This window comes from Micromonospora sp. S-DT3-3-22, assembly GCF_015354745.1.
In the GTDB taxonomy this organism is placed as follows: Bacteria; Actinomycetota; Actinomycetes; order Mycobacteriales; family Micromonosporaceae; genus Micromonospora; species Micromonospora wenchangensis.
In genome coordinates, this window is record NZ_JACGMO010000080.1 from 1 (window position 1) to 16,447 (window position 16,447).

16 protein-coding genes are annotated in these 16,447 nt (G+C 75.4%); 11 read left to right on the top strand and 5 right to left on the bottom strand.

The window, feature by feature from the left end; genetic code table 11:
* Together H1A17_RS21810 and H1A17_RS21815 are read right to left on the bottom strand one after the other, a co-directional pair.
* A partial coding sequence (locus H1A17_RS21810; protein WP_194822781.1) for a sigma-70 family RNA polymerase sigma factor occupies window positions 1-912 on the bottom strand: 912 nt, incomplete at its 3' end.
* Window positions 909-1,238, bottom strand: coding sequence for a YciI family protein (locus tag H1A17_RS21815; RefSeq protein WP_194822782.1), 330 nt, complete (start codon window positions 1,236-1,238; stop codon window positions 909-911). The genes H1A17_RS21815 and H1A17_RS21810, both read right to left, overlap by 4 nt.
* A 126-nt stretch (window positions 1,239-1,364) precedes the next feature.
* Between H1A17_RS21815 and H1A17_RS21820 the strand changes: the two genes are divergently transcribed.
* The 7 genes from H1A17_RS21820 (at window position 1,365) to H1A17_RS21850 (ending at window position 8,955) form a co-directional block, all read left to right on the top strand.
* Complete coding sequence (locus H1A17_RS21820) at window positions 1,365-1,598, top strand: zinc-ribbon domain-containing protein (RefSeq protein ID WP_145918067.1); 234 nt, start codon at window positions 1,365-1,367, stop codon at window positions 1,596-1,598.
* 262 nt (window positions 1,599-1,860) lie between these two features.
* On the top strand, window positions 1,861-2,949 hold the full coding sequence (locus H1A17_RS21825) for a hypothetical protein (RefSeq protein WP_194822765.1): 1,089 nt from the start codon (window positions 1,861-1,863) through the stop codon (window positions 2,947-2,949).
* A complete protein-coding gene (locus H1A17_RS21830) occupies window positions 2,946-4,442 on the top strand; it encodes a hypothetical protein (RefSeq protein WP_194822766.1) in 1,497 nt (498 codons plus the stop codon). Before H1A17_RS21825 ends, H1A17_RS21830 begins: the two co-directional genes overlap by 4 nt.
* Before the next feature lie 116 nt (window positions 4,443-4,558).
* Complete coding sequence (locus tag H1A17_RS21835) at window positions 4,559-6,832, top strand: bifunctional diguanylate cyclase/phosphodiesterase (protein ID WP_240762613.1); 2,274 nt, start codon at window positions 4,559-4,561, stop codon at window positions 6,830-6,832.
* A gap of 130 nt (window positions 6,833-6,962) precedes the next feature.
* Window positions 6,963-7,721: a MerR family transcriptional regulator gene (locus tag H1A17_RS21840; protein WP_194822768.1), complete on the top strand. Its 759-nt coding sequence runs from the start codon at window positions 6,963-6,965 to the stop codon at window positions 7,719-7,721.
* Window positions 7,722-7,783: 62 nt separating this feature from the next.
* Entirely contained in the window at window positions 7,784-8,068 is a 285-nt protein-coding gene (locus H1A17_RS21845) for a putative quinol monooxygenase (RefSeq protein WP_145918071.1), read from the top strand.
* A 107-nt stretch (window positions 8,069-8,175) separates the two neighbouring features.
* Complete coding sequence (locus H1A17_RS21850; protein ID WP_145918072.1) at window positions 8,176-8,955, top strand: hypothetical protein; 780 nt, start codon at window positions 8,176-8,178, stop codon at window positions 8,953-8,955.
* Window positions 8,956-9,088: 133 nt separating this feature from the next.
* Here the strand turns inward: H1A17_RS21850 and H1A17_RS21855 are convergent, their stop codons facing one another.
* Both H1A17_RS21855 and H1A17_RS35630 read right to left on the bottom strand, forming a co-directional pair.
* Window positions 9,089-10,654, bottom strand: a complete 1,566-nt coding sequence (locus H1A17_RS21855) for an SLC13 family permease (RefSeq protein WP_194822783.1) — start codon at window positions 10,652-10,654, stop codon at window positions 9,089-9,091.
* Between the two features lie 48 nt (window positions 10,655-10,702).
* Window positions 10,703-12,256, bottom strand: coding sequence for a gluconokinase (locus H1A17_RS35630; protein ID WP_309236831.1), 1,554 nt, complete (start codon window positions 12,254-12,256; stop codon window positions 10,703-10,705).
* A 242-nt stretch (window positions 12,257-12,498) separates the two neighbouring features.
* Here H1A17_RS35630 and H1A17_RS21865 point away from each other — a divergent pair, with 242 nt between their 5' ends.
* Together H1A17_RS21865 and yidD are read left to right on the top strand one after the other, a co-directional pair.
* Window positions 12,499-13,602 carry a hypothetical protein gene (locus tag H1A17_RS21865; protein WP_194822769.1) on the top strand — a complete coding sequence of 368 codons (1,104 nt, stop codon included), beginning with the start codon at window positions 12,499-12,501 and terminating at the stop codon, window positions 13,600-13,602.
* A 122-nt stretch (window positions 13,603-13,724) separates the two neighbouring features.
* Complete coding sequence (gene yidD / locus H1A17_RS21870; protein WP_194822770.1) at window positions 13,725-14,102, top strand: membrane protein insertion efficiency factor YidD; 378 nt, start codon at window positions 13,725-13,727, stop codon at window positions 14,100-14,102.
* 15 nt (window positions 14,103-14,117) lie between these two features.
* Here yidD and H1A17_RS21875 read toward each other — a convergent pair whose 3' ends face one another.
* On the bottom strand, window positions 14,118-14,336 hold the full coding sequence (locus tag H1A17_RS21875; protein WP_228544006.1) for a hypothetical protein: 219 nt from the start codon (window positions 14,334-14,336) through the stop codon (window positions 14,118-14,120).
* A gap of 116 nt (window positions 14,337-14,452) precedes the next feature.
* Here H1A17_RS21875 and H1A17_RS21880 point away from each other — a divergent pair, with 116 nt between their 5' ends.
* Window positions 14,453-15,166, top strand: a complete 714-nt coding sequence (locus H1A17_RS21880; RefSeq protein WP_309236832.1) for a TetR/AcrR family transcriptional regulator C-terminal domain-containing protein — start codon at window positions 14,453-14,455, stop codon at window positions 15,164-15,166.
* A gap of 51 nt (window positions 15,167-15,217) precedes the next feature.
* Window positions 15,218-16,378 carry a phosphotransferase family protein gene (locus tag H1A17_RS21885; protein WP_194822771.1) on the top strand — a complete coding sequence of 387 codons (1,161 nt, stop codon included), beginning with the start codon at window positions 15,218-15,220 and terminating at the stop codon, window positions 16,376-16,378.
* Window positions 16,379-16,447: the final 69 nt, after the last annotated feature.

Below are 16,447 nucleotides of genomic sequence, written 5' to 3' on the forward strand. Positions count from 1 at the left end.
GGACGGCGGGGCCGGGCGGCACGCCGCCAGGCGTTCGGCGCGGGCCAGGACCGTGCCGGCCTCGGCGATGGCGGCATGGTCCCAGCGGGACCGGTCCTGCTCGGCGAGGGTGCGCAGCTCACCGTCGGCGTCGCGGCGGGCAGCCCGGCGGGAGTGTTGCAGGAGCAGCAGCGCGCAGAGGGCGGCGACCTCCGGCTCGGCCGGCATCAGCCCGTCGAGCAGCCGGGCCAGCCGGACGGCCTCGGTGGCGAAGGCGGGCTCGCCGTCGGCGTCGTACCCCCGGGTGAAAAGCAGGTAGAGCACGGCCAGGACGCCCGGCAGCCGCTCGGCCAGCGCGGACCCGGTCGGCACCCGGTAGGGGACGCCGGCCGCCGCGATCCTGGCCTTGGCCCGGGTGATCCGCCGGGTCATGGTGGACTCGCCGACCAGGAAGGCGCGGGCGATCTCGGCGGTCGGCACCCCGGCCACGGTACGCAGCGTCAACGCCACCCGGGCCTCCAGTGACAGCGCCGGATGGCAGCAGGTGAAGACGAGCCGCAGCCGGTCGTCCACCACGTCCTGCGCCGGATCGTCCGCGCCCGGCTGCGGATCGGTGAGCAGTGCCAGCTCACGCAGCTTGTGGCGTTCCACGGTGGCCCGGCGCAGCACGTCCGTCGCCCGGTTCCGGGCGACCGTCATCAGCCAACCGCCCGGATTGCCCGGCACGCCGTCGCGGGGCCAGCGTTCCACGGCCGCCGCCAGCGCCTCCTGGGCGCAGTCCTCGGCGAGCGTCCAGTCCCCGGTCACCCGGATCAGCGCGGCCACGATCCTCGGGTACGCCTCGGCACCCGCCGCCGCGACCGCGCCGACCGGGTCCCCGCCGGACCCGCCCCCGTGGTGCGGGTCCGGCGGCCCGACCGTCGTCCCGCTCAGAGGTCGACCAGGGGGCGCAGTTCGAGCCGGCCCTCGTAGGCCATCGGGTGCCGGCGGGCCACCTCCACCGCCTCGTCGAGGTCGGCGCAGTCCAGCAGGTCGAAGCCCACGATCACCTCCCTGGTCTCGGCGAAGGGCCCGTCGGTGAGCAGCAGCTCGTTGTCGCGTACCCGGACGGTGGTGGCCGCCGACACGTCCGCCAGCCGGCTGCCCAGCACGCGCTGGCCCCGGCCGTTGCACGCGGCCACCCACTCCTCGATGTCGGGCACGGCCTCCGGGTCGGTGTCCGGCGCGGTGTCGGTGCAGACCAGCATCAGGTACTTCATCGGCCGAAGCTCCTCGGTTGTCGTTGTCGTCACCAGGGTGACGAACGGCGGGCCCGGTTCCGGACAGCCGGCGGCGGAATTCTCCACCCGGGGTTCCCGGGGCGTCGGGCTGGGTACTGCCGGGCGATGTTCCTCATCTTCGGACTCCGCACCAGGGTCACCCGGTCGGGGGTGGTCACCGCCGTCTGCCGGCACTGCGGCAACCAGGCCGCGCAGGTGATCAGCCGTCGGTCGACGAAGTTCACCCTCTTCTTCGTCCCGCTGATCCCGGTCCGGTCGACGTACGTGCGGCAGTGCTCGTTCTGCGGCGCCGAGTCCGCCGTCGACGCCGACGAGGCCCGCCGCCTCCCGGTCGGCTGACCGTGGCCCGTTTCCTCTGCTGGCTGATCGGCCGCCCGCCGGGCCCGCCGACCGCGCCGGTGCACACCGCCGCCCGCCCGCCCTGCACCCCCGGCCGTCGCCCGGCGCGCCGCCGCCACCGGCCGTCCGCCGGTGCCCGTTCGCCCCGTTCGCCCTGGAACCGGTCCGCCGGCCGCTGACCCGCCCGGTCCGCCGGCCGTGGAACCCGCCCGCGTCGCCGGCCGCCGGCCGGGGTCGGTCCGGGCCGCTATCGTGGCCTGTCGTGACGAGCACCGCACAACGCCTGGCCGCGATCCGGGGCGACGTGCCCCCGAAACGACACAACGCCCGGACGATCGCCGCGCTCACCGGCAACCCCGGCTGCGCCCGGCGGGCCGTGCTGGACGGGGCCGGGGTGGACAAGACGGCGCTCGCCGAGCGGGTCGGCTTCCCCGCCCGGTTCGGCCAGTCCCGGTTCGCGATCACCCGGGGCAACGCGTTCGAGGCGCAGGTCAAGGCGGACGGCGGGGCGGAGCTGCTGCGACTGGTCGCGCAGCGGCTGGGCGTACCGGTGCCGCAGCGGGCGAGCTGGACGGACCTGGGCGGGGCGGACGACCTGCCGGACCGGCGGGAACGGTCGCGGGCCGCGCTGACCGCCACCGGGCCGGACGCGGCGCTGTTCGACCATCCGCTGCTCGGCCTGGACGTGGCCGGCCAGCGGGTGCACCTGGAACCGGACCTGGTCGCCGCCCGGCTCGGCGGCCGGTTCCACGTGGTGGAGATCAAGTCGTTCCCGGTGATCGACGGGCAGGCCGACCCGGCGAAGGTGTCCGCCGCCGCCGTCCAGTCGGCCGTCTACGTGCTGGCGCTGCGTGACCTGCTCGCCGCCGCCGGACGGGACCCGGAGGCGGTGTCGCACGACGTGGTGCTGGTCTGCCCGCGGGACTTCGCCAACCAGCCGATGGCCAGCCTGATCGACGTCCGCAAGCAACTGCTGGTGCTGCGTCGCCAACTGGACCGGATGGCCCGGCTGGACGACCTGCTCACCGCCGTACCGGCCGGGTTCACCGTCGACCCGGCCGTCGACCCGGTGACGCTGACCGCCGCGCTGCGGACCGTGCCGGCCCGGTACGCGCCCGACTGCCTGGCCGGCTGCGAGCTGGCGTACTTCTGCCGGGACGAGGCGCGGGGGCAGACCGGGGCGCTGGGCCGGCCGGTGCGGGAGGCCCTCGGCGGCATCGCCGAGGTGTCCGAGGTGCTGGCCCTGGCGACCGGCGAGCGGGCCGCCGACCCGGAGCGGGAGGAGGCCGCCGCGCTGCTGCGGGCCGCCGCCCGGCTGCGCGCCGACGCCCTCGCCGGCCACCCGGCATGAGTACGCTGCGCGCGCTGGCGAAGGCGCAGGCGCTCGCCGCCGGGGTGGCCCAGCCGGTCGCCACCGTCCGGCACCTGCACCTGGCACAGCGCCCGCTGGTGCTGGTGCCGCTGGCGATGGCCGGCGAGGCGCACGCCCCGCTCGCCGCGCTGGTCGGCACCGACCCCGACGACGCCCGGCTGCTGGTCGTGCCGCAGCCCCGCAACCGGGACCAGCGGTTCCGCTTCGTCACCGAGCTGGCCGCGACCGTGCTGCCCTGGCTGGACGGCTTCCGGGGCATCTCGGAGGCGGTGGCCGTGGACCGGGGCCGCGACGTGCGCTACCGGTACGCCGACGCCCCGCAGTTGTGGGTGCCGAACCCGGCCGGGATCACCTTCCTGCGGCTGCTCGGCCGCTCCACCCGGTTCCGTCGGCCGGACGGCGAACACCCGGTGCACCCGGCCGTGCCGCTGCTCGGCCGCTGGCTGACGTTCTTCGCCGAACGGGCCGAGCAGCCCGGCTCGTCGGCGCTGCTGGCGATGACCGACGCGTTGACCCTGCACTGGGCGACCGGGCAGAGCGCGGTGGAGGACCAGCACCTGCCGGCGCTGCTCGGCTGGATCGACCCGCCGGCCGGCTCGTCGGGTGTCGTGGCCGCCGCGCGGGCCGAGGACCCGAAGGTGTGCCCGCCGGCCGGCCCGGCCACCGACCCGGAGTTCGACAACGTGGCGCTCGCCCCGGCGATGGCGGCCTGGGCGGCGGCCGACGACGACCCGGCCGCCCGCGACGGGGCGTACGCGGAGCTGGTGCGGTTGCTGCGCGGGCAGCTCGCGCCCACCTGGGAGCTGATGTGGCGCGGCCTGGGGTTGCTCGACAGGCTGCCGCCCGGGGCGCGGGTGGCGGGCCGCTGGGCCGGTGACCGGGACGCCTTCACCGGCTACGCCGAGCACCTCGACGCCGACGGCGGGCCGCAGCCCCGGCACGACGGCGCGGTCGCGGCCGCGGTCCGGCTGCACCGGCTGGAACGCGCCGCGACCAGCTACGCCGTGCAGCGCGCCTACGACGACCCGCTGGTGATGGCCGAGCACCGGCTGGCCGGGGAGGCGTTCGTCGCCGACGTGACCCTGGCCGACCCGGGGCGGGTGGACGACAGCGGCAGGCGGCCGGTGCTGCGGCCGAGAATCCAGGTGGTGACCGCCGAGCCGGTGCGGACGCCGGTCGGGGCGACCCTGTGGTCGACGGCGCGGCCCGCCCAGAAGGCGAAGGTGGTCTTCGTGACCCCGGCGGCGGACGGCCGGACCGAGGTGGTGCTGGAGCTGTCGGGCGGGATGGGGCGGGGGCTGACCGCGCCGCCGGGCAGCGTGCCGCAGGTGGGGGAGCGGCTCTGCCTGACCACCCTGTCGGAGGCGTTCCTGCCCGCCGGGACGTTCCCCACGGCCGAGGAGACACCGTGGACGCACGGGGGACCGCCGACCTACGACGCGCCCGACGTCGTGTCCTCAGTGGTCGGATAGCCGACCCGGTGAGTGTGGCGGTGACCCGCCCGGCTGGCTAGGCTTCGATGGTTCGCCGTCCGTGGCCCGTCCGCACGGTCGAGGTGCGCGTTGGAGAGAGAGCCGGAGCGATCACCGTGCTACCCCAGGACGCCGTCTCCGGCGCGCCGACCCGACCGCTGACCCTTCCCCGGGTGGGTGCGGTCGTCGCCGCGGTGGCCGTCGTGCTGGAACTGGTCTGGCTGCTCGCCGCGCTGCCCAAGGCGGCCCTGGTCAGTGACGTCACCGCCACCGCCGTGGCGAGCTGGGCCAGCTACGCCTGCGTCCGCACGATGCGCCGGCACCCCGCCCCGCTGCGCCGGTTCTGGGCGCTGCTCGCGCTCACCATGGGTCTCGCCGCCGCCGGCCGGCTGCTGTGGACGGTGGACCGGCTGAGCGCCGACGAGCTGCCGCACACCCCGCTGATCGGGGCGGTCTTCACCGCCGGCATCGTCACCGGAACGGCCGCGCTGCTGGCCGCGCTGACCGCGCCGCGCAGCGCGGTGGGCCGGGCCCGCACCGTGCTGGACGGGGTGATCGTCGGGCTGGCCCTGATCCCGATCGGCTGGGTGGTGGTGTTCCGCGACGTCGCCGCCGCCGACCTCGACGATCCGCTGCGTACCCTCGGCCTGCTCTACCCGATGATCGACCTGATGCAGCTGACCATCCTGGTGGCGGTGGCCGGCCCGGCCCGCTCGGTGTGGCCGCCGCTGACCCTGATCGGGGCGGGCCTGGTCACCCGGGCCGGCGCGGACGCGGTCTACGTCTCGCTGGTCGCGCACGGCAGCTACACCCCCGGGCACCCGATCGACGTCTGCTGGCCGCTGAGCTACCTGCTGATCGGCGTCGCCACCACCCGGCCACCGCCGCCGACCTGCGACGGGGCCGAGGAGATCGGCGAGACCCCGCTGCCGTCCTGGTGGCGGGTGGCGCTGCCGTACCTGCCGGTCGGCGGGGCGATCATCGCGGTGGTGCTGGCCCGTCGCCCCACCGGGCAGACCCCGCCGCTGGTCTTCGGCGGCATGATGGCGCTGCTCGGGGTGCTCGCCCTGCGGCAGGGGCTGGCCGCCAACGAGAACCTGCGGCTGGTGGCCCGGCTGCGTCAGCTCGCCTACGCCGACCAGCTCACCGGCCTGCCGAACCGGCTGATGTTCAACCGGCAGCTCCGCCGGGCGCTGCGCGAGGGGCCGCCGGTGGCCGTCCTGCTCCTCGACCTGGACGGCTTCAAGCAGGTCAACGACCGGTTCGGGCACGCCACCGGTGACACCCTGCTGACCAGCATCGCGCTGCGGATGCGCGCGGCCGTCGGCGACGACGGCACCGTCGCCCGGCTCGGCGGGGACGAGTTCGCCGTGCTGGTCGCCGGGGACCGGACGGTCGTCCCGGAACGGCTCGCCGAGCGGCTGCTCGCCGCCCTGCAACCGTCCCCGGGCGAGGAGGACGTCGGCGTCCACCCGTCGGCGAGCATCGGCATCGCCGAGTTCGGCCCGCAGCACGCCTCCCACACCGACCTGCTGCGCGACGCCGACATCGCGATGTACGCGGCGAAGGCCGCCGGGAAGTCCGCGTACCGCACCTGCACGCCGGCGCTGCGGGAGTCGGCGGTGACCCGGGCCGAGCTGATCGCCGACCTGCGGCGGGCCGTCGACGAGCGGCAACTGCACCTGGAGTACCAGCCGATCGTCGATCTCGCCACCGGCGCGGTCCGCAGCGCCGAGGCGCTGGTGCGGTGGCGGCACCCCCGGCTCGGCCTGCTCGCCCCGGCGGCGTTCCTGCCGCTGGCCGAGGAGACCGGGCTGATCGTGCCGATCGACCGGTGGGTGATCCACGAGGCGTGCCGGGCCGCCGCGACCTGGCGGGCCCGGGTGCCGGAGGCGACCGTCGCGGTCAACATCGCCGCCGCGCACCTGCGCCGTCCCGACCTGATCGCCACCGTCACGGCGGCCACCGCCTCCGCCGGCCTGGCCCCCCGCGCGCTCACCCTGGAACTGACCGAGTCGGCGTTGATCGACGGCAGCGAGGCGGTGCTGGAACGGCTCGCCCAGCTTCGTGAGCTGGGCATCCGTATCGCCATCGACGACTTCGGCACCGGCTACTCGTCGTTGAGCTACCTGCACCGCATCCCCGCCACCGAGCTCAAGATCGACCGGTCGTTCGTGGCCCGGCTGGACACCGACGCGCGGGCGTACGCCACGGTGGAGATGGTCACCCGGCTGGCCGGGGCGTTCGACCTGGCGGTGGTGGCCGAGGGGGTGGAGACCGAGGGGCAGCACGCGGCGGTCACCGCGATCGGCTGCGTCCACGGCCAGGGCTACCGGTACGGCCGGCCGGGCGGCCTGTCCGCCCTGCACGCCCTCGCCGCCCCCCGCTGACGTCCGCTCCCGCGACCCGCCCGGGCGGGCCCGGCCGTCGTGCCGCCCAGGCCGGGGAACCCGGCGCAGAATCGGGCTTGACCCTCACGTCACGGCAGGCCGGAGCCTTGGTGCCGGAAGGGAGGAAACCATGGCGTACACGGTGGGTCAGGTGGCGAAGGCGGCCCGGGTGACGGTCCGGACGCTGCACCACTACGACGAGATCGGGTTGCTCTCGCCGAGCGGCCGGACGCCGGCCGGCTACCGCCGCTACGACGACGCGGACCTGGAGCGGTTGCAGCACGTCCGCTTCTACCGGGAGCTGGGGTTTCCGCTGGAGGAGATCGCGGCGATCCTCGACGACCCGGCCGCCGACCCGGCGGCGCACCTGCGCCGGCAGCACGACCTGCTGACCGGGCGGATCGGGAAACTCCAGGAGATGGTCGCGGCGATCGAGATCGCGATGGAGGCGAGACGGATGGAACTCAACCTGACCCCGGAGGAACGGTTCGAGGTCTTCGGTGACGTCGACCCGGCGGAGCACGCCGAGGAGGCGCGGGAACGCTGGGGCGACACCGAGGCGTACCGGGTGTCGACCCGGCGGGCGGCGAACTACTCGAAGGAGGACTGGCTGCGCCTCAAGGCGGCGCAGGAGGAGTGGGGCGGGCGGATCGTGGCGGCGCTGACCGGCGGGACGCCTGCCGACTCGGCGGAGGCGATGGCGCTGGCCGAGGAACACCGGCAGCTCATCGTCGGATGGTTCTACGACTGCTCGTACGAGGTGCACACCGGGTTGGCCGACATGTACCTGGCCGATCCCCGGTTCACCGCCTACTACGAGGCGATCGCACCGGGGCTGACGGAGTACCTGGCCGAGGCGATCCACGCCAACGCGATCAGCCGGGCCTGAACGGTGCCGCCTGCGGTGGGTGAGGATGGGGGTTCGTCCCGCTCACCCACCGGAGGTCGCCCGTGTTCATCGTCGCCGGAAGTCTCTACGTCGATCCCGCCGAGCGGGACGCCTACCTGGCCTCCTGCGTGGAGGTGGTCCGGCAGGCCCGCTCCGCGCCCGGCTGCGTCGACTTCGCCATCGGCGCGGACCTGGTCGAGCCGGGCCGGATCAACGTCTACGAACGCTGGGAGTCCGACGACGAGCTGCTGGCGTTCCGGGGGTCCGGCCCGGAACAGGAGCAGGTCGCGGCGATCCGTGGCGCGGAGGTGCACCGCTACCGCATCTCCGCCGTCGAGGCCCCCTGACCGGGCCCGACCTGTCGTCCGCGGGCGGTCGGGCTAGGCTGGCGCGACCGCTCTGTCACCAGCGTCGATCGGCTCGGCCGGCGGGCGCGCCACCCGGGGAGACCGCCGTGAAGCACCCGAAGCTGGCCGCCGCCACCGCCGCCCTCGTCGTGCTGGTGACGGCGGCCGGTTGCACCTCCGACGGCGGCGGTGCGGGATCGACACCGGCCGCCGGCCCGTCCACCGCCGGCCCGGCACCGACCGAGCCGGGCGCCGTGCTGGCCGCCGCCGCGCAGCGGGTCGACCAGCAGTCCTACCGGCTGAATCTCGGTGACGGCGGCACGGGTGGGGACGTCACCACCCTGCTCTGGGACCCGAAGGGCCGGCGCGGGCTGGAGACGACGACGCTGGCCGTGGCGAACGGCAAGGTGGTCATCGAGCGGCTCGCCACCGGCACCGACGTCTACGTGAAGGTGACCGCCCCGGACCGGCGGGTGCCGGTCTGGGACGGGCGCACCTGGTGGCACCTGGGCACGGCCGAGGCGGCTGCCGCGAAGCGGACCGGGCTGGACAACACCCGGTTGGCCAGCACGCTCGGCGCGGCCACCGAGGTGCGCGCGACCGGCGAGCGGGCCTATGCCGGGACCCTGGACCTGCGGCGCAGCACCGAGGTGCTCGGCGACGGGGTGGGCGGGGTGCTCGGGGAACGGGCCGCCGCGGTGCCGTTCACCGCCACCGTGGACGCGCAGGGTCGGCTGGTCCACTACCGGATCGAGCTGTCCGGCGAGCCGGGCAAGGTCTCGGCGCTCGACCTGACGTACGCGGACTTCGGCCTGCCCGTGTCGGCGGACAAGCCGGCGGCGGGCCTGATCGGCGAGGACCCGCCCCGCAACATCCCCGGCGCCTGACCCCCTGCCCGGCCGCCGGCCCGGCGGGTCAGGCTCGCAACATCGCCACAACTGCGGTGTCCGCGCGTTCCGATACCGCTGGTACGGCGACATTGAGTTGATCACGCCGGACCGGCCGAAGCGGCCCGGGGCGTCACAGGAGCAGGTCGAGGAGGAGTACGCCGGCGAAGCCGACCACCGAGATGATCGTCTCCAGCACCGACCAGCTCTTGATCGTCTGTCCCACGGTCAGTCCGAAGTACTCCTTGACCAGCCAGAAACCGGCATCGTTGACGTGCGAGAAGAACAGCGACCCGCAGCCGACGGCCAGTGCCAGCAGCGCCACCTCCGGACGGTCCAGGGTGGCCGCCAGCGGGGCGACGATGCCGGCGGCGGTGATCGTGGCGACCGTCGCCGAGCCGGTGGCGACCCGGATACCGACGGCGACCAGCCAGCCCAGCAGCAGCGGGGAGAGGTTGGCGTCCTTGGCCGCGTCGGCGACGAGGTCACCCACCCCGGCGTCCACCAGCACCTGCTTGAAGCCGCCACCGGCGGCGACGATGAGCAGGATGCCGGCGATCGGCGGCAGCGAGCCACCGAGCACCGAGGAGACCTGGCCACGGCTGAACCCGGCCTGGTAGCCGAGGGTGAACATGGCGACGATCACCCCGGCCAGCAGCGCCACGATCGGCGCGCCGGCGATGTCGAGGGCCTGCCGGGCGACGGTGCCCTCGGCCAGGGTCAGCTCGCCGACCGCGCGCAGCAGCATCAGCACCACCGGCAGCAGCACCGTGAGCACCGCCGGCCAGAACCCGGGGGTACGCCGGGCGGTCTCGGTGCCGCTGTCGTCGACCGGGGCGCCCGGTCGGCCGGTACCGGGGTTGACCAGGTCGTCGTCGCTGAGCAGGTCGTCGTCGCCGGCCGGTCCCCGCCCGGCGTCCCGGCCGTCCGGCCCCCGGTCGCGGCCGGCGGCGGAGGTGTCGGGGCTGCCGGGTCCGCGCCGGCCACCGCCGGTGGTGGTCGGTTGCCGGGTGGGCAGCAGCGCGGCCGGGGCGGTGGCCGGCACGTACCGGGCGATGAAGTTGCCGAACACCGGCCCGGCGACGATCACGGTGGGGATCGCGATGATCAGGCCCAGCCCGAGGGTGAGCCCCAGGTCGGCGTCGAGCGAGGAGATCGCCACCAGCGGGCCGGGGTGCGGCGGGACGAGGCCGTGCAGCACCGACAGGCCGGCCAGCGCCGGAATGCCGATCTTCATCAACGGTACGTCGGTGCGCAGCGAGACCAGCAGCACGATCGGCACCAGCAGCACCACGCCGACCTCGAAGAACAGCGGCAGGCCGATCAGCGCGGCGACCCCGGCCATGGCCCAGGGCAGGGCGGTGCCGGAGACCCGCCCGACGACCCGGTTGACGATGCCGTCCGCCCCGCCGGACTCGGCGAGCAGACCGCCGATCATCGCGCCGAGGGCGATCAGGAGACCCACCCCGCCGACGGTGGAGCCGACCCCGGCGCTGAACGATTCGATCACCGTGTCGGGGGCCATGGCGGCGACCACGCCGAGCACCGCCGCGCCGAGGATCAGCGCCAGGAAGGGGTGCACCTTGCCCCAGGCGATGAGCAGCACGACCGCGGCGATGCCCAGCAGGGCGGCCACGACGAGTTGGGTGTCACCGGCGTTGGTGGCCGGTTCCGTCGGTGCGGCGAGGAGGGTGAGCACGGCGATCACGACCTTCGGACGGGGTCCGACCCGACGTGGGGCGGGCGGTCACATGGGTGCGGGGGTGGGTGGTGGCTCCGCCGGCAGGCCGGGGGCCAGCCGACGCAGCGACGCGAAGGTGGGCACCAGCGCGTCGTACAGCTCGGAGTGCAGGGGGAGCAGAGCGGCGTAGGTGGCGGCGGAGGCCGGTTCGGGGCGTACCGTCTCGTCGATGCGGACCAGGTCGGCGGCGACGTCGATGGAGTCGATCAGGCCGAGCGCCTGCATGCCGAGCAGCGCCGCGCCGAAGCTGGAGCCCTCGTGGCCGGCGGGGAACCGTACCGGCATACCGAGCGCGTCGGCGAGCATCTGCCGCCACAGCGGGCTGCGGGCGAAGCCGCCGCTGGCCCGCACCTCGCGGACCTCGTTGCCGGCCGCCCGGACCGACGCCAGGACCAGGGCGAGCTGCTGGCAGACCCCCTCCAACGCGGCCCGGACGAGATGCTCGCGGCGGTGCCCGTGGGTCAGCCCGACGTACGCCCCGCGCGGCAGCGCGCTCCAGTGTGGGGCACGCTCGCTGAGCAGGTACGGCAGCATGATCAGCCCGCCGGAGCCGACCGGGGCGGTGGCGGCCAGCGCGAGTAGCTCCTCCTCGCCGTGCTCGCCGAACTCGGGGGCGAGGGCGTCGCCGGCCCACTGGAGCACGATCCCGCCGTTGTTGATCGCCCCGCCGACGACCCAGCGGTCCTCGGTGAGCGCATAGCAGAACACCCCGCCGAGCGGGTCGACGGCGGGACGTTCGACGGCCACCCGCATCGCCCCGGACGTGCCGATCGAGCAGGCGACGACGCCGGGGCGTACCGCGCCGAGGCCCAGGTTGGCCAGGGGGCCGTCGCCCGCGCCGACCACGACGGGGGTGTCGGCGGGCAGGCCGGTGGCGATGGCGGCGCGGGCGGTCAGCCCCGGCAGCACGGTGGTGGTGGGGACGAGCCGGGGAAGCTGCTCCCCGGTGATCCCGGCGACGCGCAGCGCCTGGGCGTCCCAGGCGAGCCGGTGGATGTCCATCAGGCCGGTGGCCGAGGCGACCGAGTGGTCGGTGACCAACGTGTCGGTCAGCCGCAGCAGCACGTAGTCCTTGATGCCGACCCAGTGGGCGACCCGCTCGTGCAGCGCCGGTTCCTGCTCGGCGTACCAGAGGAGTTTCGGCAGGGGGGCCATCGGGTGCACGGGGGTGCCGGTGCGTCGGTGCAGAGCCAGCCCCCACGGGGCGGCGCGCAGCCGTTCGGCCTGGCTGCTGGCCCGGGAGTCGGCCCAGGTCACCGACGGGGTGAGCGGCTCGCCGTCCGGGTCGAGGCCGATCAGGCTGTGCATCGCGGTGCTGAACGACAGGCCGGCGATGCCGTCGCCCAGTTCGGTGACGACGGTGCGGATGGTCTCCACCACCGCGTCGAAGATGAGCCGGGGGTCCTGCTCGGCGTAGCCGGGGTGCGGCTCGTCGAGCGGGTAGCCGACGGAGTGGCTGGCGAGTTGGTGGCCGTCGGTGTCGTACCCGACGGTCTTGGTGCTGGTGGTGCCGATGTCGACGCCGAGCACCACGCGGCGGCGCTGGTCCGGACCGGTCACGGGCACCCCTTCGCGTCGGCGGCGCGGGCGTCGCGGCCCGGCTGCGGCTGACGTTACCCACGCCGGCACCACCCCGCACGGCGTCGGACCCGAAGATGAGCCGGCGTGCCAGGTGCGGCCGTCGGGTGAAATCCATCCCCCGATCGGGTGGTAAATCCCGGTTGCCGGGTCCGTCGGTCTCGTCGCCGCCGTTGAGCCGGGTGAACACCCCGGTTGGTGGCTCGCACGGCGGAGGGATCGGCGTGGCGATGACTGATTCGACGGGTTCCACCTGGCGCTACACCTGGGCACGGCAGCAGAACGAGCGACGGCGGCGGGCCTACCGCACCGTCGAGCGGGCCTGGCGACGCCGCGACGACGAACTGCGTCGGCTGCGTGCCCTCGCTGTCGGCCTGCGGGGCACCGCGGCGGCCGGGGCCGGCCTACCGTTGGCGTTGAGCCCCGGCGAGGCGGTCCTCTGGACGATGCCCGGCGCGCAACTGGTCGAGGTCCGGCACACCGCCGTGCTGCCCGCCCCCGACCTGGTCGTCGAGGCGGAGCCGGGGCCGCTGCGCCACCGGCTACCCGACGGGGTCCGGGCCACCGACGCCGGGATCGCGGTGGTCACCAACCGTCGGCTGGTCCTGGTCGGCGGGCGTGGCCGGCGGCGCGACTGGGCGTACGGGAGGATGACCGGGCTGCTGCACGACCCGGCGGCCCCGGTCACCCTGATCCAGGTCCTGGACCGGCGGCAGACCTCCGGCGTGCTGCTGCCGCCGGGCGCGGCGGCCGAGTTCCGGTTCGTGCTGACCCTGGCCTTCGCCGACGCCATCGAGCAGCGGCCCGCCGTCCTCGCCCAGCTCGACGAGCTGATCGCCACCCATGCCGAGAGCGCGCCGTTCCGGCCGGCGATCGCCACCCCCGCCCAGGCCCGGCTCAGTGCCCGCCTTCCCGGTGGTCGGCGGACCGTCGCGGTGGCCGCCGCGCTGACCCTGGTGGTGCCGGCGGTGCTCGTCGAGTCGGATCCGCCGGTGACGCCGGAGGTGGCGGCGGCGGCCACCCCCGCCCCGGCCTCCTCGCGCACCGGCAGGCCGGTGCCGAAACCGAACGGCCCGTCCCCGTCGCCGTCGGTGGTGCGGGAGCGGCGCTGCGGGGCCCCGGCCAACCCGATGGGGTACGACTACTGCGGCGGCGAACCCGTCCGGAAACCCGACCACCGGGTCTGCGACTGGTTCGACTGCGTGCCGCAGTTCTGGGCGGGGCGCGGCTACCTGGTGCTGTGCCGCGACAGCGCAGTCAGCCTGACCGGGGGCCGGCCGAAGCCCTGCGCCGGCCACGACGGCGTGCGCCGCACCGTCCACCGCTGACCCCTGGGGTGTTTCTCGCGGTTGGGGCGAAGTAGTGGTGTCCGGCCCTGGTTGATGCCGCCACTTCGTCCCACCACCGGCAGGGAAGCCCTGGACAGCGGGGCTGGCGGGGGCGTCGCATCATGTACGGCGTGATCCATCTCAAGCGTAAGCAGCGCAAGAAGAAGCGCGACTGGTGCGACGCCGACTGCGACGGCTGCGACGGCCTGCCCTGCTGTGACTTCGGCCTGTTCTCCCTGCTGCTCACCCTCGGCGCGGGCACCGCCCGGGTGAGCCGGGCACCGGTGGTGGACCGGGCGGGCCGGGCGGCGATCCTCGGTTACCGGCGGTGGTTGTCGCACCGCTGGCCGGGCCGGTGCCGTTACACCCCGACGTGCAGCGCGTACGGCCTGGCCGCCGTCGAGCGGCACGGCCTGGCCGTCGGTGGCCGGATGGCGGCGGACCGGTTGCGCCGCTGCCGGCCGGGCGTACCGCAGGGCACCCACGACCCGGTCCGCTGACTGTCCGGCGGGGGCCTACCCGACGACGTCCCGGTGGACCTCGACGTCGTAGATGAGCCGGACGGGCTCGCCGTTGGTGGTGCCGATGAAGACGGGTTCCGCGGCGGGGGTGCGCCCGCGCCGCCACACCTCGGCGCGGGCGGCGTCCCGGGATTCGCGGTGGACCTTCCCGGCCCGGTGCAGTTCCACCACCCGGCGCGCGGTGTACCGGTCGCTGTCCAGTTGTATCCGCATCAGCGGCACGGTCGCCACCGCCCTTCCGCGAGTACCCACCGTCCACCGGGGACGCGGCCGGCGGCCCTTAATCTAACAGCGTTAAATTAACTGTGCACGGTACTAGGCTGCTGCGGGTGGACGCGACCGAATTCAGTGGCCGACCGGACGGGCGACCGGACGGCCGGCCCGCCCCGATCTGGCTCCGCACGGAGCCGGCCCGCAACCGCCGGGCCACCCCGCTGACCCGGGAACGGATCGTGACGGCGGCCGTGGACCTGCTCGACCGCACCGGCGTCGACGGGCTCACCATGCGCCGGCTGGCCGAACTCCTCGCGGTCACCCCCACCGCCCTCTACTGGCACGTCGCGACCCGGGACGACGTCCTCGACCTGGCGGTCGACCACATCTTCGGCGAGGTGCCGCTGCCGGCCGCCGGCCCCGACTGGCGCGCCGACGTCCGCACACTGACCTCCGGGTGGCGGGCGGCCATGCTCCGCCATCCCTGGGCGCCCGGCCTGATCGGCCGACCCATGCTCGGCCCGCACGTCCTCGCCCGGACGGAGTTCCTCCAGGCCGCGCTGGTCCGCGCCGGGCTCACCGGCCGGCACCTGGCCGTGGTCACCCGGCTGGTGGCCAACTACGTGATCGGCGCGGCGCTCACCGAAGCCACCTGGCGGCAGACCGACGATCCCGGGGCCCGCGCCGAAGCCCGCCGGCACCTTGAGGCCAACGCCGCCGCCTACCCCACCCTCACCGCCTCCGGTCACCTCGACGACGGCCGGTGGAGCGACGACGACCTCTTCGCCCGGGGTCTCGACGCGATCCTCGCCACCGTGCCGGGAAGCTGACCGCCGGTATTCGGCTCGCGCGCCGGCCGGGCGGCTCGTTACCGTCCGGCCATGGTCCGCACCGTCCGCCTCGTCCTGGTCGACGCCGTCGGCCGGACGCTCGGGGCGCTGCCCGACTTCGACGTGCCGGTGCCCTGGTGGCAGGACGCGGCGGCGGTCGTCGCCGGGGCCCGTGCCGCGTACGGCGTCGAGGTGACGGTGCTGCGGCTGCTCGCCGGACGGCGCGGCCGGCCACCCGGGGGACACGTCAGCTACCTGGCCGAGGTGGCCGGCCCGGTCCGCGTACCGCTGCTGCCGGCGGAGGCGGTGCAGCCGGCGGCGCACCCGCTGCGCGCGCCCTACGCGCAGCCGGGCGGGCCGGCGGCGAGCCTGGCCTGGGCCGCCGCGCAGCTCGACCGGCTGGGCCGGCCGACGAACGCGTGGACCCAGGAGCGCACCTGGAACCTGTCGGCGGTCTGGCGGCTCGACGGGCCGCACGGCACCGCCTGGCTCAAACAGGTGCCGGCGTTCTTCCGGCACGAGGCGGCGGTGCTGCGGCTGCTGGCCGACGACCCGGCCACCCCGAGGCTGCTCGCCGCCGACGACGAGGGGCGGATGCTGCTCGACCACGTGCCGGGGGAGGACCGCTACGGCGCCGACCCCGCCGAACGCGCCACCATCGCCGCCCGGCACCACGCCCTCCAGATCCGCGCGCTGCCCGCCGTCGACCGGCTCGTCGCCGCCGGAGTGCCGGACCTGCGCGGCCCTGCCCTGGCCCGGTGGCTGCGCGCGACGCTCGCCCCGCACCCGGCGCACCGGCAGCTCGCCGACGTCGGGACGCGGCTCGACGAGGTGGCCCGGTGCGGGCTGCCCGACACCCTCGTGCACGGCGACCTGCACCCCGGCAACGTCCGCGCCGACGGGCGGCGACACACCGTCATCGACTGGGGGGACGCGTTCGTCGGCCACCCGGCCTTCGACATCCTCCGGCTGACCGAGCAGGTGCCCGCCGGGCCGGCCGCCGCCCTCGTCGCCGACTGGTGCGCACGCTGGCGGGCCGACGTGCCGGGCTGCCGGCCGGAACGGGCGGTGGCGCTGCTGCGGCCGGTGGCGTGGCTGCGGATGGCGGCGGTGTACGCGATGTTCCTCGCCGGCATCGAGCCGTCCGAACGGGTCTACCACGCCGACGACCTGCCGGAGAACCTGGCGCGGGCGAGCGCCGAACCCGGCTGACCGCCGCCGGAGGTGAAGAATGCCGACCGGAGGTCCCGTCCGGGAGGAATTCGCCGGTAGGGTGCCGGG

What these genes read in the sequence shown, in the direction of transcription:
- H1A17_RS21830 (WP_194822766.1), top strand. Translation starts at nt 2,946, where the DNA reads ATGAGTACGCTGCGCGCGCTGGCGAAGGCGCAGGCGCTCGCCGCCGGG.
- H1A17_RS21815 (WP_194822782.1), bottom strand. Translation starts at nt 1,238, where the DNA reads ATGAAGTACCTGATGCTGGTCTGCACCGACACCGCGCCGGACACCGAC.
- H1A17_RS21885 (WP_194822771.1), top strand. Translation starts at nt 15,218, where the DNA reads ATGGTCCGCACCGTCCGCCTCGTCCTGGTCGACGCCGTCGGCCGGACG.
- H1A17_RS21820 (WP_145918067.1), top strand. Translation starts at nt 1,365, where the DNA reads ATGTTCCTCATCTTCGGACTCCGCACCAGGGTCACCCGGTCGGGGGTG.
- yidD (WP_194822770.1), top strand. Translation starts at nt 13,725, where the DNA reads ATGTACGGCGTGATCCATCTCAAGCGTAAGCAGCGCAAGAAGAAGCGC.
- H1A17_RS21875 (WP_228544006.1), bottom strand. Translation starts at nt 14,336, where the DNA reads ATGCGGATACAACTGGACAGCGACCGGTACACCGCGCGCCGGGTGGTG.
- H1A17_RS21840 (WP_194822768.1), top strand. Translation starts at nt 6,963, where the DNA reads ATGGCGTACACGGTGGGTCAGGTGGCGAAGGCGGCCCGGGTGACGGTC.